Origin of the sequence: Streptomyces tirandamycinicus, assembly GCF_003097515.1 — a bacterium.
GTDB lineage: Bacteria > Actinomycetota > Actinomycetes > Streptomycetales > Streptomycetaceae > Streptomyces > Streptomyces tirandamycinicus.
Genome location: NZ_CP029188.1, coordinates 495,514 through 512,987 on the forward strand (window position 1 = coordinate 495,514; position 17,474 = coordinate 512,987).

Here is a 17,474-nt window from a genome sequence, read left to right on the forward strand (position 1 = left end):
CGGGTCAGCTCTGGGTGGTGCGGTTCGGCTCCGAGACCGGGCGGCTGCTCGTCACATCGCCGGGGGCGGCCTGGATGGTGCGGGGGGCCTCGTTCTGGGCGGCGGTGCCGGTGCCGGGCGCCGACTGGCCGTCCGAGGACTCGCCGTCCTTCTTCATCGCCTTCGCCTCGCTCTTCAGGATCCGGGCGGACTTGCCGAGCGAGCGGGCCATGTCGGGCAGCTTCTTGGCGCCGAACAGCAACAGGATCACCACGATGATCAGAATGATCTCGAGGGGCTTCAGATTGCCGATCATGTGCGACTTCCTTCTGACTGGGCGACTGAAGGGCGGGCTGCCCGGGGGACGGTCGGACAGGAGTCCGATCACCAGTGTGACTGCGATCGTAACCCGCCGGAGTAAACGCAGGGCAATGCCTGTGCATACGGACGATTGCGACCCGAACGGACAGCAGGCGCATCAGAGGCAGGGTACCTCCGGGCCGTTCCCCGGAGGAGCCCGCCCGCGCTACCGCAGGGCCTCGCCGGTGCGCGCCAGGCCCGCCGCCGCTCTCTCCAGGTCCTCGGCCGCGCGGCTGACGCGCTCCGCGGTGGCGGCCACCTGCCGGCCCAGCCGCCGGGCCTCCAGGAAGACGCGGACACCGAGGACACCGAGGACGGCGATCCCGAGGAACCCCAGGGCGATGGCGAGCATGGGCCAGAACATGGAGCAGAGCCTAGTGCCCCTTTCCGGCGGTCTCCGCCCCGTCCCGCCGGCCGGCAGGTGCCTCGACGGGCGGGCGCCGCCGGGCACGGCAGCGGAGGAGCGGTGGGAGGAGCGGAGGGAGGAGCGACCGGAGGAGGAGTGGAGGGGATCAGACGGTGGAGTGGAGGCGCAGGGTCCGCACCCCGCCGCCGGTGAGGAGCTCGACGATCCGCTCCCCCGCCGGCTTGCGTACGGCGGCCCCGCACCCGGGGCAGGTGAAGGAGTAGAAGGTGGTCCGGCGGCTCGCGCCGATCGCGAGGCGCAGCGCGCCCGCCGCCAGTTCGAAGCGGCCGCGGCAGTCGGGGCAGGCGGCCTTGAAGAGGATGGGGACCCTCGGTGCCGGGATCCCGGCCAGAGAGGGCATATCGGTCCTGTTCCCCCTCATTCGGGCCGCCCGTCCTGGCTGTCGTACGCGGCGAGCGCCTCACGTGCCGCCTGCCGCGCGCTCTCCGCGAGGCCGGGCGGCGACACGATCCGGCCGTCGCGCCCGAGCCGGAGCGCGAGCCGCCGCAGGGACGCCGGGTCGGGGGTGCGCAGGCTGATCCGCAGGCCGCCGCCGGGCTGCTCCTCCGCGCTGTCGTGGGGGTAGTACTCGGCCACCCAGCGGCCGCCCGGGCCGACCTCGACCACGACCTCGGGGTCCTCGGCCGAGGGCTGCACCAGCCCCTCCGACAGATCGCGCAGCTCCGTCTCGGGCGGTGCCGACGGCTCGTCCAGCAGCCGGATCTCGGCCACCCGGTCGAGCCGGAAGGTCCGGCGCGCCTCGGAGAGGTAGCACCAGCCCTCCATATAGGTATGGCCGACGGCGAAGAGGCGGATCGGGTCGACCTCGCGCTCGGTGAGCTCGTCCCGCGCCGGGGAGTAGTAGCGCAGCCACAGTCTGCGGCGCTCCGAGATGGCGCGGTCGACGTCGGCGAAGACGCCCCCCTCGGATTCGAAGGTCACGGAGAGCCGGGAGCTGGCGCCGGCGGACTCGCCGGCCGCGGCCTCCAGCTTGGCGGTGGCCCGGACTAGCGCCTCGCGGTCGCCTTCCCGCAACCCGGGCAGCGTGGCGACGGCGCGTGCGGCGACCAGCAGCGCCGTCGCCTCGTCGGCGGCCAGCCGGAGCGGCTCGGCGACGTCGTCGGGGTTGTGCCACCAGATGCGTTCGCCGTCGGTGTCGATGTCCAGGAGATCGCCGCCGCGGAAGCTGGTCCCGCACATGGGCAGCACGTCCAGGTCGGAGATCAGCTCGTCCTCGGTGATCCCGAAGGCCCGGGCGACATCCCCGACACGCGCTCCGGGGCGTTCCCGCAGATATGTCACCAGCGAGAGCATCCGCCGGGTCTGGTCGATGGCGTTGGCGGCCATGCCTGTACGAGTCCCCCTCAGCCCTTGGCCACGGCGCGCAGCCGGTCCACCACGTCGGCCCGCAGGTCCGCGGGCTCGAGTACGACGACGTCCGGTCCGAACTCCACCAGCCAGGCGTCCAGGCCGTGTCCGTACGGAATCTCCAACTCGTCCCAGCCGTCGCCGAGTTCCCGCACGGACGTGGCGCGGGCGCGCAGCGGGTAGCCGGAACCCGCCCGCAGCCTGATCCGGGCGGACCTGGTGGCGGTCTCGCCGGCCCAGCTCTCGACCGTCTCCCGGACGGTGACCACGTCGGGTACGGGCGCGGTGAAGGAGCCGGCGCGGGAGCGGACCCTCCCGGTGATGCGGGAGAGGCGGAAGACGCGTTCGGCGCCGCGGTCGCGGTCCCAGCCGGCGAGGTACCAGTGCCCGCGCCAGCACTCCAGCGTCCAGGGCTCGACATGGCGGGTCTCGGGGCGGACGGCGTTGGACTTGCGGTAGTCGAAGACGACGGGGCGCCGGTCCCGGCAGGCGAGCATCAGCGGCTCGAAGGCCGCCTCGTGGACGGGGATGCGCGGTTCGAGTGCGCTGTGCTGGGCCTCGTACGGGTCCCGCGCCTCGGGCATGCCGGCGGCGCGCAGCTTCTGCAGGGCGCCGCTGGCCGCTCCCGCGAGCCGGGCCTGCTGCCAGACCTTGGCGGCGAGCCCGAGCGCCGCTGCCTCCTCGGCGTCGAGGGTGATGGGCGGCAGCCGGTTGGAGTCGCGGCGGGCGAGATAGCCGGTCTCGCCGTCGAGGTTGTCCACGGTGGCGATGACCAGTCCGAGTTCGCGCAGGTCGTCCTTGTCGCGCTCGAACATCCGGTTGAACGCGTCGTCGGAGGCGGCTTCCAGGTAGGCCTCGATGGAGCCGCGCAGCTCCCGCTTGCTGAGCGGCCGCCGCGTCCCGAGCAGACACAGCGCCAGATTCATCAGCCGCTCGGCCTTGGCAATGGCCATCGACGCCCTTCCTCACCCGTTCTTCTGATCGTCGAACCTACCGCTACGGAGCGTCGTGGCAAAAGCGCGGGGCCCACGCCCGTGCGGGCGTGGGCCCCGAAGGACCGGTTGCGATCAGATCGCGACCAGGTCGCAGACGAAGATCAGCGTCTCGCCCGGGGCGATACGGCCGCCACCGGCTCCCCGGTCGCCGTAGGCGAGGTGCGCGGGGATGGTCAGCTGACGGCGGCCGCCGACCTTCATGCCCTGCACACCCTGGTCCCAGCCCTTGATGACCTGGCCGACGCCGAGCTGGAACTGCAGCGGGGTGCCGCGGTTCCAGGAGGCGTCGAACTCCTCGCCGGTGGAGAAGGCCACGCCCACGTAGTGGACGGAGACGGTGTCCCCCGCCTTGGCCTCGGGCCCGTCGCCCTCCCAGATGTCCTTGATCTCAAGGTCGGCCGGCGGCTCGCCGCCAGGGAAGTCGATCTCGGGCTTCTCGATGCTCACGTGTTGCTCCTTGCGCTCTCTGTGCGAGTCAACGCGGACAGTCTTACAGAACCGCCAGGATGTCCACGGAGAACACCAGCGTGGACTTCGCCGGGATGGGGCCCTGGCCCTGGTCGCCGTAGGCCATGTCCGGCGGCACGACGAGCAGCACCCGGCTGCCGACCTTCTTGCCCTCCAGGCCCTTCGACCAGCCGGGGATCACGCCGGAGAGGGGGAAGGTGACGGGGGCGCCCTTGGAGTAGCTGCTGTCGAACTCCTTGCCGTCGTTCCACAGGACGCCCTTGTACTGGACGGCCACCGTGTCGCCGGCCTTGACCGCGGGACCGCTGCCCTCGATGACGTAGTTGGAGACCAGCTTGGTCGGCGCGGGCTTCTTCGGCACGGTGAGCGAGGGCGCCTTGCCGTCGGTGTTCGTGCCGACCTTGGGCAGGTCGATGTTGTCCTGGGCGACCTCGGTGCCCTTGGCGGACACGGGGAGGGTGGTGCCCTTGACGATGTCCATGACGAACACCAGCGTCGCGTTCGGCGGGATGTCGCCCTGACCGCTGCTGCCGTAGGCGAGCGACGGCGGGATGGACACCTCCAGACGGCTGCCGACCTTCTGGCCGGTGAGAGCCTTCTGCCAGCCTTCGATGACGCCGCCGCCGCCGATGGTCACGGCGAACGGCTCGCCGCGGTCGAAGCTGTTGTCGAACGGCTTGTCGCCGTCCCACACCTGGCCGAGGTAGTCGACCTGGGCCTGGTCGCCCTTCTTGAGGACCTGGCCCTTGCCCTCGCTGACGACCTCGACCTTGAGGTCCTTGGGCGGCTCGCCCTCGCCCTTGGCGAGCGTGGGCTTCTCGCCGAACTTCGCACCCGCGGTGATGGCGGGCAGTCCGTTCGACGTCTGGGCGGAGTTGGAGCCCTTGTCGTCGCCGCACGCCGCTGTGGAGAGCAGCAGCAGGGGCACGACGAGCAGGCCGGCAAGTCGGCGCACGTGTTCCTCAGATCTCAGACGGCACATCGGTCGCTCGACACTCTAAGGGCAGTCCTCGCCTCCCCGGCGGGCACACGACGCGGGCCGCGGCACCTCGCCGCGTGGCCGAACCAGCCGAATACGGACGGTACGAGGACGACTCTCCGCCGCGGCATTCCCCTGGGCCTTGAGGGCCCGGGGAGACCCCACCCTCTGAGGCCCGTCGACGCGGGAAGGCCCACCCCCTGAGGCCCGCCGGCCCGGGGAGACCCCACCCCCGAGGTTCTACAGGCCCGGGGAGACCCCACACCCTGGAACCCCGCAGGCCCCGGAAGGCGCCACCCCGGAACCACGGGTGGACCCCGGTAGGCCCCTCGCGTACGGCATGGCAGCCGGTGCCGCACGCCGGTGCGCCGGGGCTGCGGGAGGGCTCTTGGGCCGTGCAGAGAGCCCCGTACGGATCCCGTACGGGGCTCGGGTGGCGTCCCGGTCCGCCCGCCGCGTCCCGCCGGGCGGACCGGACCCCTACATTCCGGCGATCAGCTTCTCCACCCGGTCGTCCACGGAGCGGAACGGGTCCTTGCACAACACGGTGCGCTGCGCCTGGTCGTTGAGCTTGAGGTGCACCCAGTCGACGGTGAAGTCCCGCCGCTGCTCCTGCGCCCGGCGGATGAAGTCGCCGCGCAGCCGCGCCCTGGTGGTCTGCGGGGGCACGGACTTGCCCTCGAAGATCTTGAGGTCGTTGCAGATCCTGGTGGCCTGGCCCTTCTTCTCCAGGAGGTAGTAGAGGCCGCGCCTGCGGTGGATGTCGTGGTACGCGAGGTCTATCTGCGCGACCCTCGGGTGCGACATCGTCATGTTGTGCTTGGCCCGGTACCGCTCGATGAGCTTGTACTTCATCACCCAGTCGATCTCGGTGCCGATGCTGTCGAGGTCCTCCTGCTCGATGGCGTCGAGGGTGCGCCCCCACAGCTCCAGGACCTGCGCGACCGTGCCGGTGCGGATGCCCCGGCGGTCGACGAAGTCCACCGCCTTCTCGTAGTACTCGCGCTGGACCTCCAGGGCGGAGGCCTCGCGGCCGCTGGCCAGGCGCACCTTGCGCCGGCCGGTGATGTCGTGGCTGACCTCGCGGATGGCCCGGATCGGGTTCTCCAGCGTCAGGTCGCGCATGACCGTGCCCGCCTCGATCATGCGCAGCACCAGGTCGGTGGCCCCGACCTTGAGCAGCATGGTCGTCTCCGACATGTTGGAGTCGCCGACGATGACGTGCAGGCGGCGGTAGCGCTCGGCGTCGGCGTGCGGCTCGTCCCGGGTGTTGATGATGGGCCGGGAGCGGGTGGTCGCGGAGCTGACGCCCTCCCAGATGTGCTCGGCGCGCTGGCTGACGCAGAACACGGCGCCACGAGGGGTCTGGAGCACCTTTCCCGCGCCGCAGAGCAGCTGCCGGGTGACGAGGAACGGAATGAGGATGTCCGCGAGCCGGGAGAACTCTCCGTGCCGGGCCACGAGGTAGTTCTCATGGCATCCGTAGGAGTTTCCCGCCGAATCGGTGTTGTTCTTGAAGAGATAGACGTCGCCCGCGATCCCCTCCTCGTGCAGGCGGCGTTCGGCGTCGACGAGCAGGCCTTCGAGGATGCGCTCCCCGGCCTTGTCGTGGGTGACCAGTTCGGTCACGTTGTCACATTCGGGAGTTGCGTATTCCGGATGCGAACCCACGTCGAGGTAGAGGCGGGCCCCGTTGCGCAGGAAGACATTGCTGCTGCGGCCCCATGACACGACTCGGCGGAAGAGGTAGCGCGCCACTTCGTCAGGTGACAGTCGGCGCTGTCCCCTGAACGTGCACGTGACGCCGTACTCGTTCTCCAGCCCGAAAATGCGGCGGTCCATGAGGGAACATTACGCCCGATGGCCTGAGCTGAAACCGGGTTCGGCGGCACCGCTTCGATCATTTTCCCCCGCCGACGCGAGATGTGCGCCGCCGCCGGGAACTGCGAGGACCCGTCCGGTGGCCAGCAGCACCAGCAGCGCGGCGACCCCGCCGCAGCCGGCGACGGCGAAGCCCGCGGCGGTCCCTCCGTACTGCACGGCGGGGCCGGCGGCGGCCGTACCGACGGCGGCGCCGACGCCGAAGGTGGTCACCAGCCAGGAGAACGCCTCGGTCACGGTGCCGCGCGGGGCGTGCCGGTCGACGACGATGAAGGCGCAGGCGATCGCGGGCGCGAGGAACAGCCCGGAGACGACACCGAGCGCGGTCATGGCGGGGACGCCGGGGGTGAGCATCAGCGGCAGATAGCCGAGGGCGAGCAGCCCGGTGATCACTCGCAGCCGGCGTTCCGGCGCACCGGCCCAGTCCCGTGCGCCGTAGGCGACGCCGCCGACGAGCGCGCCGAGGCCCAGGGCGGCCATGAACCAGCCGTACACGGCGTCACCGCCGCGGTCGTCGGCGTACGCGAGGGCGGCGACCGTGATGGAGCCGAGGGCGAGGCCGACGAAGAAGAAGCAGCCGAGCAGGGCGAGCAGCCCGGGCGAGCGCAGGGCGCCGAGCCAGTGGGCCTCACGCGGCGCGGACCGCCAGGACCGGGAGGGTTCGGAGACCACCACGGAGAGTGCGCCGAGGACGCCCAGCGCGTTGACGGCGAGCAGCGCGGCGGCGGGCGACATCAGCCAGACCAGCAGCGTGACCAGCAGCGGCCCGACCGTGAACATGATCTCCTGGGCTATCGCGTCCATGGCGTACGCGCGGTGCACCCGGTCCTCCCGGCGGCCGAGCACGTCCGGCCAGAGGGCACGCAGCCCGCCTTCCAGCGGCGGGGTGAAGAACCCGGCGACGGCGACGGCGCTGTAGGCCACGGCGAGCGAACCGATGCCGGAGGCGGCGAGTACGGCCATGCCGGCAGCCGAGAGGACGGCGGCGGGGAACTGGACGCGGGGCTGCCCGTACAGGTCGACCATGCGGCCGAGGAGCGGCTGGCCGGCTGCCGTGGTCAGTCCGTAGACGGCCGCGAGGGCGCCGGCGAGGGTGTAGCTGCCGCCCTCGGCGCGGGCGAAGAGCACGATCGCGATGTGTGCGACGGCGTTGGGCAGCCGGCCCACCAGCGTGCCCGTGAGCAGACGCGCCGCATGGGGGGCCTTGAGGATGTCCGTGTACCCGGCGAGTCCGGTGCCCATCGCTTCCGCCTCTTCGCTGCCGCCCGGTCGGGTGCCCCGGCCAGGGAAGTTTTACGTATAACTAGCTGCGTCATACGTACCATGTCAGATGCCGCGAGTCCACTCCCGCGGTGTACGGGGACCGAGCGCGGAGGCGAGTGTGCAGACCCGGGAACCCACCGGCGGGGCGCGGCCGACCAGCAGGGACGTGGCGCGGGCGGCCGGGGTGTCCCAGGCCACCGTGTCGCTGGTGCTGGGCGGGAAGTGGCGCGGCCGGGTGTCCGAGCGCACCGCGGGTCTGGTGCGCGACGCGGCGGCCGAGCTCGGCTACCGGCCGAATCTCGCCGCTCGCAATCTGCGGCTCGGCCGGACGCGGACGGCGCTGCTGGTGGTCCCCGCACTGACCAACGAGTTCTTCGCACGGGTGTACGGAGGTGCGGCGGCGGTCGCCGCCGAGCACGGTTTCGGCGTGGTGCTGTACCCCTCCCCCGGGGGCGTGGGACCCGCACGGGATCCCTTCCCGTCCGCACGGGCCGCCCTGGACGGGGTGATCGCCTCCTCGATGGCGGCGGGGGCGCTGGACGCGATCCGCGGGTCCGATCTGCCGCTGGTGATGCTGGACAGCGATCCCGCGGACCCGGCGTCCGCGGCCCAGGTGAACCTGGACGTGGCGGACGGCATGCGGCAGGTGGCTGATCATCTGCTCGGCCTCGGTCACCGGCGCTTCGTCCATCTCGCGTCCGCGGTGCCGTCCTGGACGTTCGCGGTGCGGGCGCGGGCGCTGGAGGAAGCTCTGGGGGCGGTTGCCGAGGCGGAACTCCGGACGGTTCCGTCGCCGCTCGACGTGACCGGTGCACTGGAGGCCGCCGGGCGGGCGCTCGGCGCTCCGGGGCCGCGTCCCACCGCCCTGGTCTGCGACGACGACATCCTCGCGGCGGGCGCCTGCAAGGCGGTCCGCCGCATGGGCCTGCGGGTGCCGGAGGACGTCTCGGTGACCGGATTCGACGATCTGGCCCTGGCGACGGCGGTGGAGCCGGAGCTCACCACGGTCCGCCTCCCGGCCGAACGGATCGGCCGGGAGGGCATGACCGCGCTCCTCGCGCTCCTCGACGTTCCCTCGTCCCGCCCTCCGGCCTCCGGAGCCCTGCCGGTCACCCTGGTCCCGCGGGGCTCCACGGGCCCCGCACCGGCGGTCTGAGGGCGCGCCGGGGCGGATGCGGAGCGCCCCGGCGCGTGGGCGCCTCCGCGCCCGGGGGAGCAGACACGGACGGCCTGCGCGGCCCTGGGAGAAGACCCGCCGGGCCTGCACGGCGCGTGCCGCCCCGCGCCCGGCGGTGGGGTGGGCGCGGTCCGCGCCGCTCAGGCCGGACCGCGGGCGGATTCCCCGTGCGCACAAGACCGCCCGCACCGCCCGCACCGCCCGCACCGCCCGCCCTCCGGACGCGGTCCGCCGGAGTGTGGGCGAGGGGCGATCCGGCCCCGGACGCGAACCGCCGCGGCGCACACGGCCACGCACCGCCCGCCCTGCGGACGCGTTCCGGCGGGGCTCGCGGCGAACGGTGCGCCGTACGCCCGCGGGCGGAGGCGACGCTGCCCGGTGTGTGCGACCGCGATCGGGCACGTCCGCATCCCGCCGTACCGGCTCCTCGCCCCCACACGCCCGCGCCCCGCCGGCGATCGGGAGAACCCGGGGATCGCGGGCGGGGCGCGGCGGACGGGGGTGCGGGCTACGCCTCCTCCTCCGGGGTCTCCTCGTCCGACGGGGCCTCCGTCGGAGCGGAGGCTGCGTCGGCGGCTCCCAGCAGGCGGGAGAGCTGGCGGCCCACGATCCGCTTGAACTTGCGCTGCTGGGGGCGGGTGCGGTCCAGGACCGCGACTTCGAGGCGCTCCGCGGGGATCTCCCGCTCGCCGCCGTTGGTGTCGCGGGACAGGGCCTGCACCGCGAGCTTCAGCGCCTCGGCGAGCGACATCCCGTCACGGTGCCGCTGGTCGAGGAAGGAGCTGATCTGCTCGGCGTTGCCGCCGACCGCGACCGAGCCGTGCTCGTCCACGATCGAGCCGTCGTGCGGCAGCCGGTAGATCTGGTCGCCCTCGGGCGAGGTGCCGACCTCGGCGACGACCAGCTCGACCTCGTACGGCTTCTCGCCGGCACTGGAGAAGATCGTGCCCAGTGTCTGCGCGTAGACGTTCGCCAGGCCGCGGGCCGTCACGTCGTCGCGGTCGTAGGTGTAGCCGCGCAGGTCGGCGTAGCGGACGCCGCCGATGCGCAGGTTCTCGTACTCGTTGTACTTGCCGGCCGCGGCGAAGCCGATCCGGTCGTAGATCTCGCTGAACTTGTGCAGCGCGCGGGACGGGTTCTCGCCGACGAACACGATGCCGTCGGCGTACTGCATCACGACCAGGCTTCGGCCGCGCGCGATGCCCTTGCGGGCGTATTCCGCCCGGTCGGCCATCGCTTGCTGTGGTGAGACATAGAACGGCGTCGACACCGGCTATCCGTCCCTTTCTGTCAGTGGCGAGGAGTCACCGCCCAGCGGTGCCCCGGGGAACGTCAGAGCAGCGAGGCCCTCGGGCCGTCCGGCTGCTCCCTCCGGCGCTCCAGGACCGCGTGGGCGATCTCGGAGGCCTCGGCCTCGGTCAGCTTGCGGAAGCCCTCGTCGGTGATGACGGTGACGATCGGGTAGATGCGCCGGCCCACGTCGGGTCCGCCGGTGGCGGAGTCCTCGTCGGCCGCGTCGTACAGCGCCTGGATGACCAGGGTGAGCGCCTGCTCCTCGGTCAGGTCCTCGCGGTAGAGCTTCTTCATCGATCCCCGGGCGAAGATCGACCCGGAACCCGTCGCGGCGTAGCCGTGCTCCTCGGAGCGGCCGCCGGTGACGTCGTAGGAGAAGATGCGGCCCTTCTCCCGGTCGACGTCCCAGCCGGCGAAGAGCGGGACCACCGCGAGGCCCTGCATGGCCATGCCGAGATTGCTCCGGATCATCGTGGACAGGCGGTTCGCCTTGCCCTCGAGGGAGAGCTGGGCGCCCTCCACCTTCTCGAAGTGCTCCAGCTCGAGCTGGAACAGCTTGACCATCTCCACCGCCAGGCCGGCGGTGCCGGCGATACCGACGGCGGAGTACTCGTCGGCCGGGAAGACCTTCTCGATGTCGCGCTGGGCGATCATGTTGCCCATGGTGGCCCGCCGGTCGCCGGCGAGCACCACCCCTCCGGGGAAGGACGCGGCCACGATCGTCGTGCCGTGGGGTGCCTCGATCACGCCCTGCACGGGGGGCAGGACGCGCTTGCCCGGGAGCAGCTCGGGTGAGTGCTCGCCGAGGAAATCCATGAACGACGACGAGCCGGGCGTCAGGAAGGCTGCCGGCAGACGCCCGGTGCTACGAGGGTTGGCTTCCACGCGTTTCCTTCCGGATAGGCGGCGGCCCGCCTGCTGACGAGCCGCGGGCCGATCTTGCATGCACTGCACGGACCTTACCCGTGCCGCCGCCGGTCATCCGTCCCGGCACCGGCCGCCTTGCGCGGACCGCTGCCGGGGCGGACGACGGGCTGTCCCCAAGGGCGCCGGGGGCGCTACTGACCGCCCTTTTGCACAAAGCTCCGAACGAAGTCCTCCGCGTTCTCCTCCAGGACGTCGTCGATCTCGTCCAGCACGGAGTCGACGTCGTCGGACAGCTTCTCCTGGCGCTCCTTGAGGTCCTCGGAGGCCTGCGCGTCCTGCGCCTGCTCCTCGGTCTCCTCGGTGGAACGCGTGGCCCGCTGCTGCCCGCCGCCGGTGTCCTTGGTCGCCATATCCCTCACCCCGCTCGGTTTGCCCGCATGGATCGGACTCAAGATCAGACCCTACAAGGAGGGTCCGACATCGGCCCCGCACTTTCCTGAACGTCCGGGGCCCGCCTTCATGATTCCCGGACCGGGGGCATTTCAGCCCCCGGAGAGGACGCGGACCAGGTCCTCCGCGGTCCGGCACCGGTCAAGGAGCTCCTTGACATGGTTGCGTGTACCACGCAACGGCTCCAGCGTCGGGACGCGCTGCAGGGAATCCCGGCCCGGCAGATCGAAGATCACCGAGTCCCAGGAGGCGGCGGCCACGTCGTCCGCGTACTGCTCCAGGCAGCGGCCCCGGAAGTAGGCCCGGGTGTCCTCCGGGGGCTTGCTCTCGGCGCGCTCGACGTCGGCCTCGTCCAGCAGCCGCTTCATCCTGCCCCGGGCCACCAGGCGGTTGTACAGCCCCTTCTCCGGGCGCACGTCCGCGTACTGCAGGTCCACCAGGTGCAGCCGGGCCGCGTCCCAGTCCAGGTCGTCGCGCCTGCGGTAGCCCTCCAGGATCTCCAGCTTGGCGACCCAGTCGAGCTCGCCGGACAGGCTCATCGGGTCGTTCTCGAGCCGGTTGAGGGTGTCCTCCCAGCGCACCAGGACGTCCTTGGTCTGCTCGTCCGCGTCCACGCCGAACCGGTCCTCGACGTACTTGCGGGCCAGCTCGAAGTACTCCATCTGCAGTTGGACGGCGGTGAGTGTCCGGCCGCTGCGCAGCGTGACCAGCCGCTGCAGGGACGGGTCGTGGGAGACCTGGTGCAGTGTCCGCACCGGCTGGTCGACGGCCAGGTCGACGTTGATGAAGCCGTCCTCGATCATCGACAGCACCAGCGCGGTCGTGCCGAGCTTGAGGTAGGTGGAGATCTCCGACAGATTGGCGTCGCCGATGATCACGTGCAGCCGGCGGTACTTCTCCGCGTCGGCGTGCGGTTCGTCCCGGGTGTTGATGATGGGCCGCTTCAGGGTGGTCTCCAGGCCCACCTCCACCTCGAAGTAGTCGGCCCGCTGGCTGATCTGGAAGCCGTGCTCGTGGCCGTCCTGGCCGATCCCGACCCGGCCGGCACCGGTCACGACCTGCCGGGACACGAAGAACGGCGTCAGGTGCCGCACGATGTCCGAGAAGGGCGTCTCCCGCTTCATCAGGTAGTTCTCGTGCGTGCCGTAGGACGCGCCCTTGTTGTCGGTGTTGTTCTTGTACAGGTGGATGGGCTGGGCGCCGGGCAGCTGGGCGGCGCGCTCGGCCGCCTCCGCCATGATCCGCTCGCCGGCCTTGTCCCAGAGCACGGCGTCGCGGGGATTGGTGACCTCGGGAGCGCTGTACTCGGGGTGGGCGTGGTCCACGTAGAGCCGGGCGCCGTTGGTGAGGATCACGTTGGCCAGGCCGATGTCCTCGTCGGTGAGCTGGCTGGAGTCGGCGGCCTCCCTGGCCAGGTCGAAGCCCCGGGCGTCCCGCAGGGGGTTCTCCTCCTCGAAGTCCCAGCGGGCGCGCCGCGCCCGGTGCATCGCCGCCGCGTAGGCGTTGACGATCTGGGACGAGGTGAGCATGGCATTGGCGTTCGGGTGGCCGGGGACGGAGATCCCGTACTCCGTCTCGATGCCCATTACTCGCCGTACGGTCATGCGGCCCTCCTTGCCCGGCGGCGCTCCCCTCCGGGAGCGGCGCTCAAGTACCGCTCGTTCTCCGTTGCGTGTGCGGTGCCCGTCCCCGCACGGCGCGACGCGGCGGTACGGACGAGCCTAGAACGCCTCTGCGCTGGTGGGGAGATCAATTCGGTCATTGCCCTGTGTGGTGCGATTACCCGTCCGGAAACCCTCGGAAAGCAGCCGGCTGCGGATGCCCTCCCCCACTTTCCAAGGGGGAGCCCCAGGACATCCGCAGCCGGGCTGCGATCTACAGGTACTGACCGGTGTTCGCCACCGTGTCGATGGAGCGTCCGGTGTCCGCACCCTGCTTTCCGGTGACGAGCGTGCGGATGAACACGATCCGCTCGCCCTTCTTTCCGGAGATCCGGGCCCAGTCGTCCGGGTTCGTGGTGTTCGGCAGGTCCTCGTTCTCCTTGAATTCGTCGACGCAGGCCTGGAGCAGGTGCGCGACGCGGAGACCCTTCTGGTTGTGGTCGAGGAAGGCCTTGATGGCCATCTTCTTGGCCCGGTCCACAATGTTCTGGATCATGGCGCCGGAATTGAAGTCCTTGAAGTACAGGACTTCCTTGTCGCCGTTGGCGTACGTGACCTCCAGGAAGCGGTTCTCCTCGGATTCCGCGTACATCTGCTCGACGACCGACTGGATCATGCCCTGGACGGCGGCCTCCTTGGAGCCGGTGTGCTCCGAGAGGTCGTCGGCGTGCAGCGGCAGCGACGGCGTGAGGTACTTCGCGAAGATGTCCTTGGCCGCCTCCGCGTCCGGACGCTCGATCTTGATCTTGACGTCGAGCCGGCCGGGCCGCAGGATCGCGGGGTCGATCATGTCCTCGCGGTTGGAGGCGCCGATCACGATGACGTTCTCCAGGCCCTCCACACCGTCGATCTCGGCGAGCAGCTGGGGGACGATCGTGTTCTCAACGTCCGAGCTGACACCGGAGCCGCGGGTGCGGAAGAGGGACTCCATCTCGTCGAAGAAGACGATGACGGGTGTGCCCTCACTGGCCTTCTCCCGCGCACGCTGGAAGACCAGGCGGATGTGCCGCTCGGTCTCGCCGACGTACTTGTTGAGGAGCTCGGGGCCCTTGATGTTGAGGAAGTAGCTCTTCCCCGCGGGCTGGCCGGTCACCTCGGCGACCTTCTTGGCAAGGGAGTTGGCGACGGCCTTCGCGATCAGCGTCTTGCCGCATCCGGGCGGACCGTAGAGCAGGATGCCCTTCGGCGGCCGGAGTTCGTGCTCCTTGAAGAGGTCGGGGTACAGATACGGGAGCTCGACGGCGTCCCGGATCATCTCGATCTGGCCGCCGAGGCCGCCGATCTTGCCGTAGTCGACGTCCGGGACCTCTTCGAGGACCAGCTCCTCGACCTCGCTCTTCGGCACGACCTCGTACACGTACCCGGACCTGGGCTCGAGCAGCAGGGCGTCGCCGGGGCGGATGGTGACGTCCAGCAGCGGCTCGGCGAGCCGCACCACCCGCTCCTCGTCGGTGTGCCCGATCACCAGGGCGCGCTCGCCGTCCTCCAGGATCTCCTTGAGGGTGACGATGTCCCCGGTGCGCTCGAACTCCATGGCCTCGACCACGTTGAGCGCCTCGTTGAGCATGACCTCCTGGCCGCGCCGGAGCTCCTCGGCCTCGACGCCGGGGCTGACGTTCACCCGGAGCTTGCGGCCCCCGGTGAAGATGTCGGCGGTGCCGTCCTCGTTGACCTGCAGGAAGACACCGAAGCCGGCCGGCGGCTGCGCGAGCCGGTCGACCTCCTCCTTGAGGGCCACGATCTGGTCTCGGGCCTCACGGAGCGTGTTCGCCAGTCGCTCGTTCTGTGCGGACACGCCGGCCAGGTTCGTCTGCAGCTCGACGATCCGCTCTTCGAGAATCCTCGTATGGCGCGGAGAGTCGGCGAGCTTGCGGCGCAGGACGGCGATCTCCTGCTCGAGATAGGCGACCTGGCCGGCGGGGTCTTCAGACCCCCGCCCCGGCCGGAAGCCGCGGTTGTTGTCGTCGTCGTGGGCTGCCACGGTCCTCACCTCCTCCAAGGGGAGCTGGACGCTTCCTGACCCTACCTGGGCTGGTGGTGATTGAAACCCCTAGATCACAAAGACGGTAGGGGTGTGTCCGATCTTCACCCTTGCGCTCTCCCTCACGCCAGGGGAATACCCACCCATCAACATCGGAAAGCGGGCGGTTGTATCGTCGGAACGGTCAACACCCGTCAGGGCTGGCCCGTATTCATACAACAGGCTCGATGCACACCGCGCAGGAACGGCAGGCGACATGAACGAGGCTCTCGAAGTCTGGATCGACCAGGGGCTGTGCACCGGCGACGGCATCTGCGCCCAGTACGCGCCCGAGGTGTTCGAGCTGGACATCGACGGCCTGGCCTATGTGAAGAGCGCCGAGGACGAGCTGCTGCAGGAGCCGGGCGCCACAACGCCCGTGCCGCTGCCGCTGCTGACCGATGTCATCGACTCGGCCAAGGAGTGCCCGGGCGACTGCATCCACGTCCGACGCGTCTCGGACGGGGTCGAGGTGTACGGGCCCGACGCCGGGTAGCCGCTCCGTTGTGGACCGAGGGTGACCCCTCACGCACTCCCGGTGCCGCCACCGCCCTCGGCGGACTCGGCGAACTTCCCCCCGCTCCACCGCCACTTGACCGTCTCCCGCTCGTCCGGGCAGCAGCGCGGCACCTCCGGCGACGAGTAGCCGAGGAGGACGGCCGTGACGACTCCGTCACGGACGGCGAGCCCAGCGGCGCTCTGCCGCCGCGCGGGCTCCAGCAGGGTGGCGACGACGCGGGGCTCCCCGGTGCGGGACCGGGCCAGTACGTAGATCCCGCTGGGCGGGGTGCCGGAGCCGGCCTCGCAGCGCGCCGCCACGACCGTCTCCGGGCCGCCGTCGCCGTCCAGGTCCCCCGTCGCCCGCTCCACCACCACGGTGGGCGCTCCCGCGCACTCCAGGGGCAGCGGCACGCCGGTGGCCTCGGGCGCGGGCGCGGCGGCCGCGGCGGCCTCCCGGCCCCCGGCCTGCCCGGCTCTGGCGTGGTCCGGCTGAAGCAGCCCCGCAGCGGCGACGACCGCCGCCATGGCCGTCGCGGTGGCCAGCCAGTGGACCGGGCGGGCGTGGTTGTGCGCGAGGTCCGGGACGGCGGAGGTCTGCACCGAGGCGTCTCCTGTGGGCGGCGGTTCCGGTGGGGGTGCCCCGCATGGTGCCACACGTCACAGGCCGCGGGAACAGCAGGGTGCGAAACCGCGGGGGCGGGACGACCGACCCCGGGCCGGGACGACCGGGCGGGGCACCGGGGCGGATGCCTGCGAGCTCCACCCGGCGGTCCAACGGAGAGGGACCGCGGTGGAGTTCCCCGGCGCCGGGCGGAACTGCTCGGCGGCCCGGCAGCGTTGCGGGAACACCTCCGCCCCGCAGCCCGGGCGGGGTGCGGGGCGGAGGCCTGACGGGCACTCAGCCCTTGTTCGGGCCTTCGTAGTCCTCGCCGTAGGCGCCCTTGGCGGGGCGGCGGCGGCGCATCGGCGGCTCCACGCCGTCCGCCAGCCGCCGGGCGGTGACCAGGAAGCCGGTGTGGCCGATCATCCGATGGTCGGGGCGCACGGCCAGCCCTTCGACGTGCCAGTTGCGGATCATGGACTCCCACGGCTGCGGCTCGGCGTAGCACCCGATCTCGCGGATGGACTCGACGGTCCGCGCCAGCTGTGTGGTCGTCGCCACGTAGCAGCACAGGATGCCGCCGGGGACGAGGGCCTTGGAGACGGCCTCCAGGCACTCCCAGGGCGCGAGCATGTCCAGGATGACGCGGTCGACGTCGGCGTCGGACAGGTTGTCCTGGAGGTCCCCGACCGTGAGCGTCCAGGCCGGGTGCGGTCCGCCGAAGTAGCGCTCGACGTTGCCCCTGGCGATCTCCGCGAAGTCCTCGCGGCGCTCGTAGGAGTGCAGCATGCCCTCGTCGCCGACGGCCCGCAGCAGGAAGGCGCTCAGCGAGCCGGAGCCGACCCCCGCCTCCACGACGCGCGCGCCGGCGAAGATGTCGGCGAAGGCCAGGATCTGCCCCGCGTCCTTGGGGTAGACCACGGCAGCGCCGCGGGGCATGGACAGGACGTAGTCGGGGAGCAGGGGGCGCAGCGCGAGGTAGGCGACGTTTCCCGTGGTATGGACCACACTGCCCTCGGGGGCGCCGATCAGCTCGTCGTGCGGGAAGGAACCCTTGTGGGTGTGGAAGTTCTTCCCGGCCTCGAGCGTGAACGTGTAGTGGCGTCCCTTGGGATCGGTGAGCTGGACCTGGTCCCCGACCTCGAAGGGCCCGCGACGGCGGGCGGCACCGGTCGGTTCGGACATGTGACCAGTGTATGGGGTGC

At 71.3% G+C, this 17,474-nt stretch carries 18 protein-coding genes; 2 read left to right on the forward strand and 16 right to left on the reverse strand.

Translation table 11 applies throughout. The annotated features are described in order from the left end of the window. Positions 1–4 precede the first annotated feature (4 nt). The 9 genes from tatA to DDW44_RS02235 form a co-directional block, all read right to left on the reverse strand. Positions 5–295, reverse strand: coding sequence for a Sec-independent protein translocase subunit TatA (tatA, locus tag DDW44_RS02195; RefSeq protein WP_017945446.1), 291 nt, complete (start codon positions 293–295; stop codon positions 5–7). 210 nt (positions 296–505) lie between these two features. Beyond that, complete coding sequence (locus DDW44_RS02200) at positions 506–703, reverse strand: hypothetical protein (protein WP_017945445.1); 198 nt, start codon at positions 701–703, stop codon at positions 506–508. A 148-nt stretch (positions 704–851) separates the two neighbouring features. Further along, positions 852–1,106, reverse strand: a complete 255-nt coding sequence (locus tag DDW44_RS02205) for a CpXC domain-containing protein (protein ID WP_108905363.1) — start codon at positions 1,104–1,106, stop codon at positions 852–854. A 17-nt stretch (positions 1,107–1,123) separates the two neighbouring features. Beyond that, on the reverse strand, positions 1,124–2,092 hold the full coding sequence (locus DDW44_RS02210) for a helix-turn-helix transcriptional regulator (RefSeq protein ID WP_018891458.1): 969 nt from the start codon (positions 2,090–2,092) through the stop codon (positions 1,124–1,126). Positions 2,093–2,109: 17 nt separating this feature from the next. Continuing rightward, positions 2,110–3,066 (reverse strand): helix-turn-helix transcriptional regulator, encoded by a 957-nt coding sequence (locus DDW44_RS02215; RefSeq protein WP_018891459.1) that lies wholly within the window; start codon positions 3,064–3,066, stop codon positions 2,110–2,112. A gap of 114 nt (positions 3,067–3,180) precedes the next feature. Next, a complete protein-coding gene (locus DDW44_RS02220; RefSeq protein WP_017945441.1) occupies positions 3,181–3,555 on the reverse strand; it encodes an FKBP-type peptidyl-prolyl cis-trans isomerase in 375 nt (124 codons plus the stop codon). A 43-nt stretch (positions 3,556–3,598) separates the two neighbouring features. After that, positions 3,599–4,531: an FKBP-type peptidyl-prolyl cis-trans isomerase gene (locus tag DDW44_RS02225; RefSeq protein ID WP_027732991.1), complete on the reverse strand. Its 933-nt coding sequence runs from the start codon at positions 4,529–4,531 to the stop codon at positions 3,599–3,601. A gap of 504 nt (positions 4,532–5,035) precedes the next feature. After that, positions 5,036–6,397, reverse strand: a complete 1,362-nt coding sequence (gene pafA / locus DDW44_RS02230; RefSeq protein WP_017945439.1) for a Pup--protein ligase — start codon at positions 6,395–6,397, stop codon at positions 5,036–5,038. A 9-nt stretch (positions 6,398–6,406) separates the two neighbouring features. Next, a complete protein-coding gene (locus tag DDW44_RS02235) occupies positions 6,407–7,678 on the reverse strand; it encodes an MFS transporter (protein WP_108905364.1) in 1,272 nt (423 codons plus the stop codon). 139 nt (positions 7,679–7,817) lie between these two features. On the opposite strand from DDW44_RS02235, the gene DDW44_RS02240 reads away from it, so the two are divergent. After that, positions 7,818–8,855 carry a LacI family DNA-binding transcriptional regulator gene (locus DDW44_RS02240; protein WP_027732993.1) on the forward strand — a complete coding sequence of 346 codons (1,038 nt, stop codon included), beginning with the start codon at positions 7,818–7,820 and terminating at the stop codon, positions 8,853–8,855. 529 nt (positions 8,856–9,384) lie between these two features. Here DDW44_RS02240 and prcA read toward each other — a convergent pair. From prcA to arc, 5 genes are all read right to left on the reverse strand, one after another. Next, positions 9,385–10,146, reverse strand: coding sequence for a proteasome subunit alpha (prcA, locus tag DDW44_RS02245; RefSeq protein ID WP_078503324.1), 762 nt, complete (start codon positions 10,144–10,146; stop codon positions 9,385–9,387). A gap of 62 nt (positions 10,147–10,208) precedes the next feature. After that, entirely contained in the window at positions 10,209–11,054 is an 846-nt protein-coding gene (gene prcB, locus DDW44_RS02250) for a proteasome subunit beta (RefSeq protein WP_017945435.1), read from the reverse strand. Positions 11,055–11,227: 173 nt separating this feature from the next. Then, entirely contained in the window at positions 11,228–11,446 is a 219-nt protein-coding gene (locus DDW44_RS02255; RefSeq protein ID WP_026164891.1) for a ubiquitin-like protein Pup, read from the reverse strand. A 132-nt stretch (positions 11,447–11,578) separates the two neighbouring features. Continuing rightward, positions 11,579–13,090 carry a depupylase/deamidase Dop gene (gene dop / locus DDW44_RS02260; RefSeq protein ID WP_078509248.1) on the reverse strand — a complete coding sequence of 504 codons (1,512 nt, stop codon included), beginning with the start codon at positions 13,088–13,090 and terminating at the stop codon, positions 11,579–11,581. Between the two features lie 271 nt (positions 13,091–13,361). Further along, positions 13,362–15,128 carry a proteasome ATPase gene (gene arc / locus DDW44_RS02265; RefSeq protein WP_026164890.1) on the reverse strand — a complete coding sequence of 589 codons (1,767 nt, stop codon included), beginning with the start codon at positions 15,126–15,128 and terminating at the stop codon, positions 13,362–13,364. 256 nt (positions 15,129–15,384) lie between these two features. Between arc and DDW44_RS02270 the strand changes: the two genes are divergently transcribed. Continuing rightward, positions 15,385–15,663, forward strand: coding sequence for a ferredoxin (locus DDW44_RS02270; RefSeq protein WP_017945431.1), 279 nt, complete (start codon positions 15,385–15,387; stop codon positions 15,661–15,663). 29 nt (positions 15,664–15,692) lie between these two features. Here the strand turns inward: DDW44_RS02270 and DDW44_RS02275 are convergent, their stop codons facing one another. After that, complete coding sequence (locus DDW44_RS02275) at positions 15,693–16,268, reverse strand: hypothetical protein (RefSeq protein WP_108905365.1); 576 nt, start codon at positions 16,266–16,268, stop codon at positions 15,693–15,695. A gap of 298 nt (positions 16,269–16,566) precedes the next feature. After that, positions 16,567–17,454: a tRNA (adenine-N1)-methyltransferase gene (locus DDW44_RS02280; RefSeq protein ID WP_108905366.1), complete on the reverse strand. Its 888-nt coding sequence runs from the start codon at positions 17,452–17,454 to the stop codon at positions 16,567–16,569. Positions 17,455–17,474 lie beyond the last annotated feature (20 nt).

What these genes read in the sequence shown, in the direction of transcription:
- tatA (WP_017945446.1), bottom strand. Translation starts at nt 295, where the DNA reads ATGATCGGCAATCTGAAGCCCCTCGAGATCATTCTGATCATCGTGGTG.
- DDW44_RS02200 (WP_017945445.1), bottom strand. Translation starts at nt 703, where the DNA reads ATGTTCTGGCCCATGCTCGCCATCGCCCTGGGGTTCCTCGGGATCGCC.
- DDW44_RS02205 (WP_108905363.1), bottom strand. Translation starts at nt 1,106, where the DNA reads ATGCCCTCTCTGGCCGGGATCCCGGCACCGAGGGTCCCCATCCTCTTC.
- DDW44_RS02210 (WP_018891458.1), bottom strand. Translation starts at nt 2,092, where the DNA reads ATGGCCGCCAACGCCATCGACCAGACCCGGCGGATGCTCTCGCTGGTG.
- DDW44_RS02215 (WP_018891459.1), bottom strand. Translation starts at nt 3,066, where the DNA reads ATGGCCATTGCCAAGGCCGAGCGGCTGATGAATCTGGCGCTGTGTCTG.
- pafA (WP_017945439.1), bottom strand. Translation starts at nt 6,397, where the DNA reads ATGGACCGCCGCATTTTCGGGCTGGAGAACGAGTACGGCGTCACGTGC.
- DDW44_RS02235 (WP_108905364.1), bottom strand. Translation starts at nt 7,678, where the DNA reads ATGGGCACCGGACTCGCCGGGTACACGGACATCCTCAAGGCCCCCCAT.
- DDW44_RS02255 (WP_026164891.1), bottom strand. Translation starts at nt 11,446, where the DNA reads ATGGCGACCAAGGACACCGGCGGCGGGCAGCAGCGGGCCACGCGTTCC.
- dop (WP_078509248.1), bottom strand. Translation starts at nt 13,090, where the DNA reads ATGACCGTACGGCGAGTAATGGGCATCGAGACGGAGTACGGGATCTCC.
- DDW44_RS02270 (WP_017945431.1), top strand. Translation starts at nt 15,385, where the DNA reads ATGAACGAGGCTCTCGAAGTCTGGATCGACCAGGGGCTGTGCACCGGC.
- DDW44_RS02280 (WP_108905366.1), bottom strand. Translation starts at nt 17,454, where the DNA reads ATGTCCGAACCGACCGGTGCCGCCCGCCGTCGCGGGCCCTTCGAGGTC.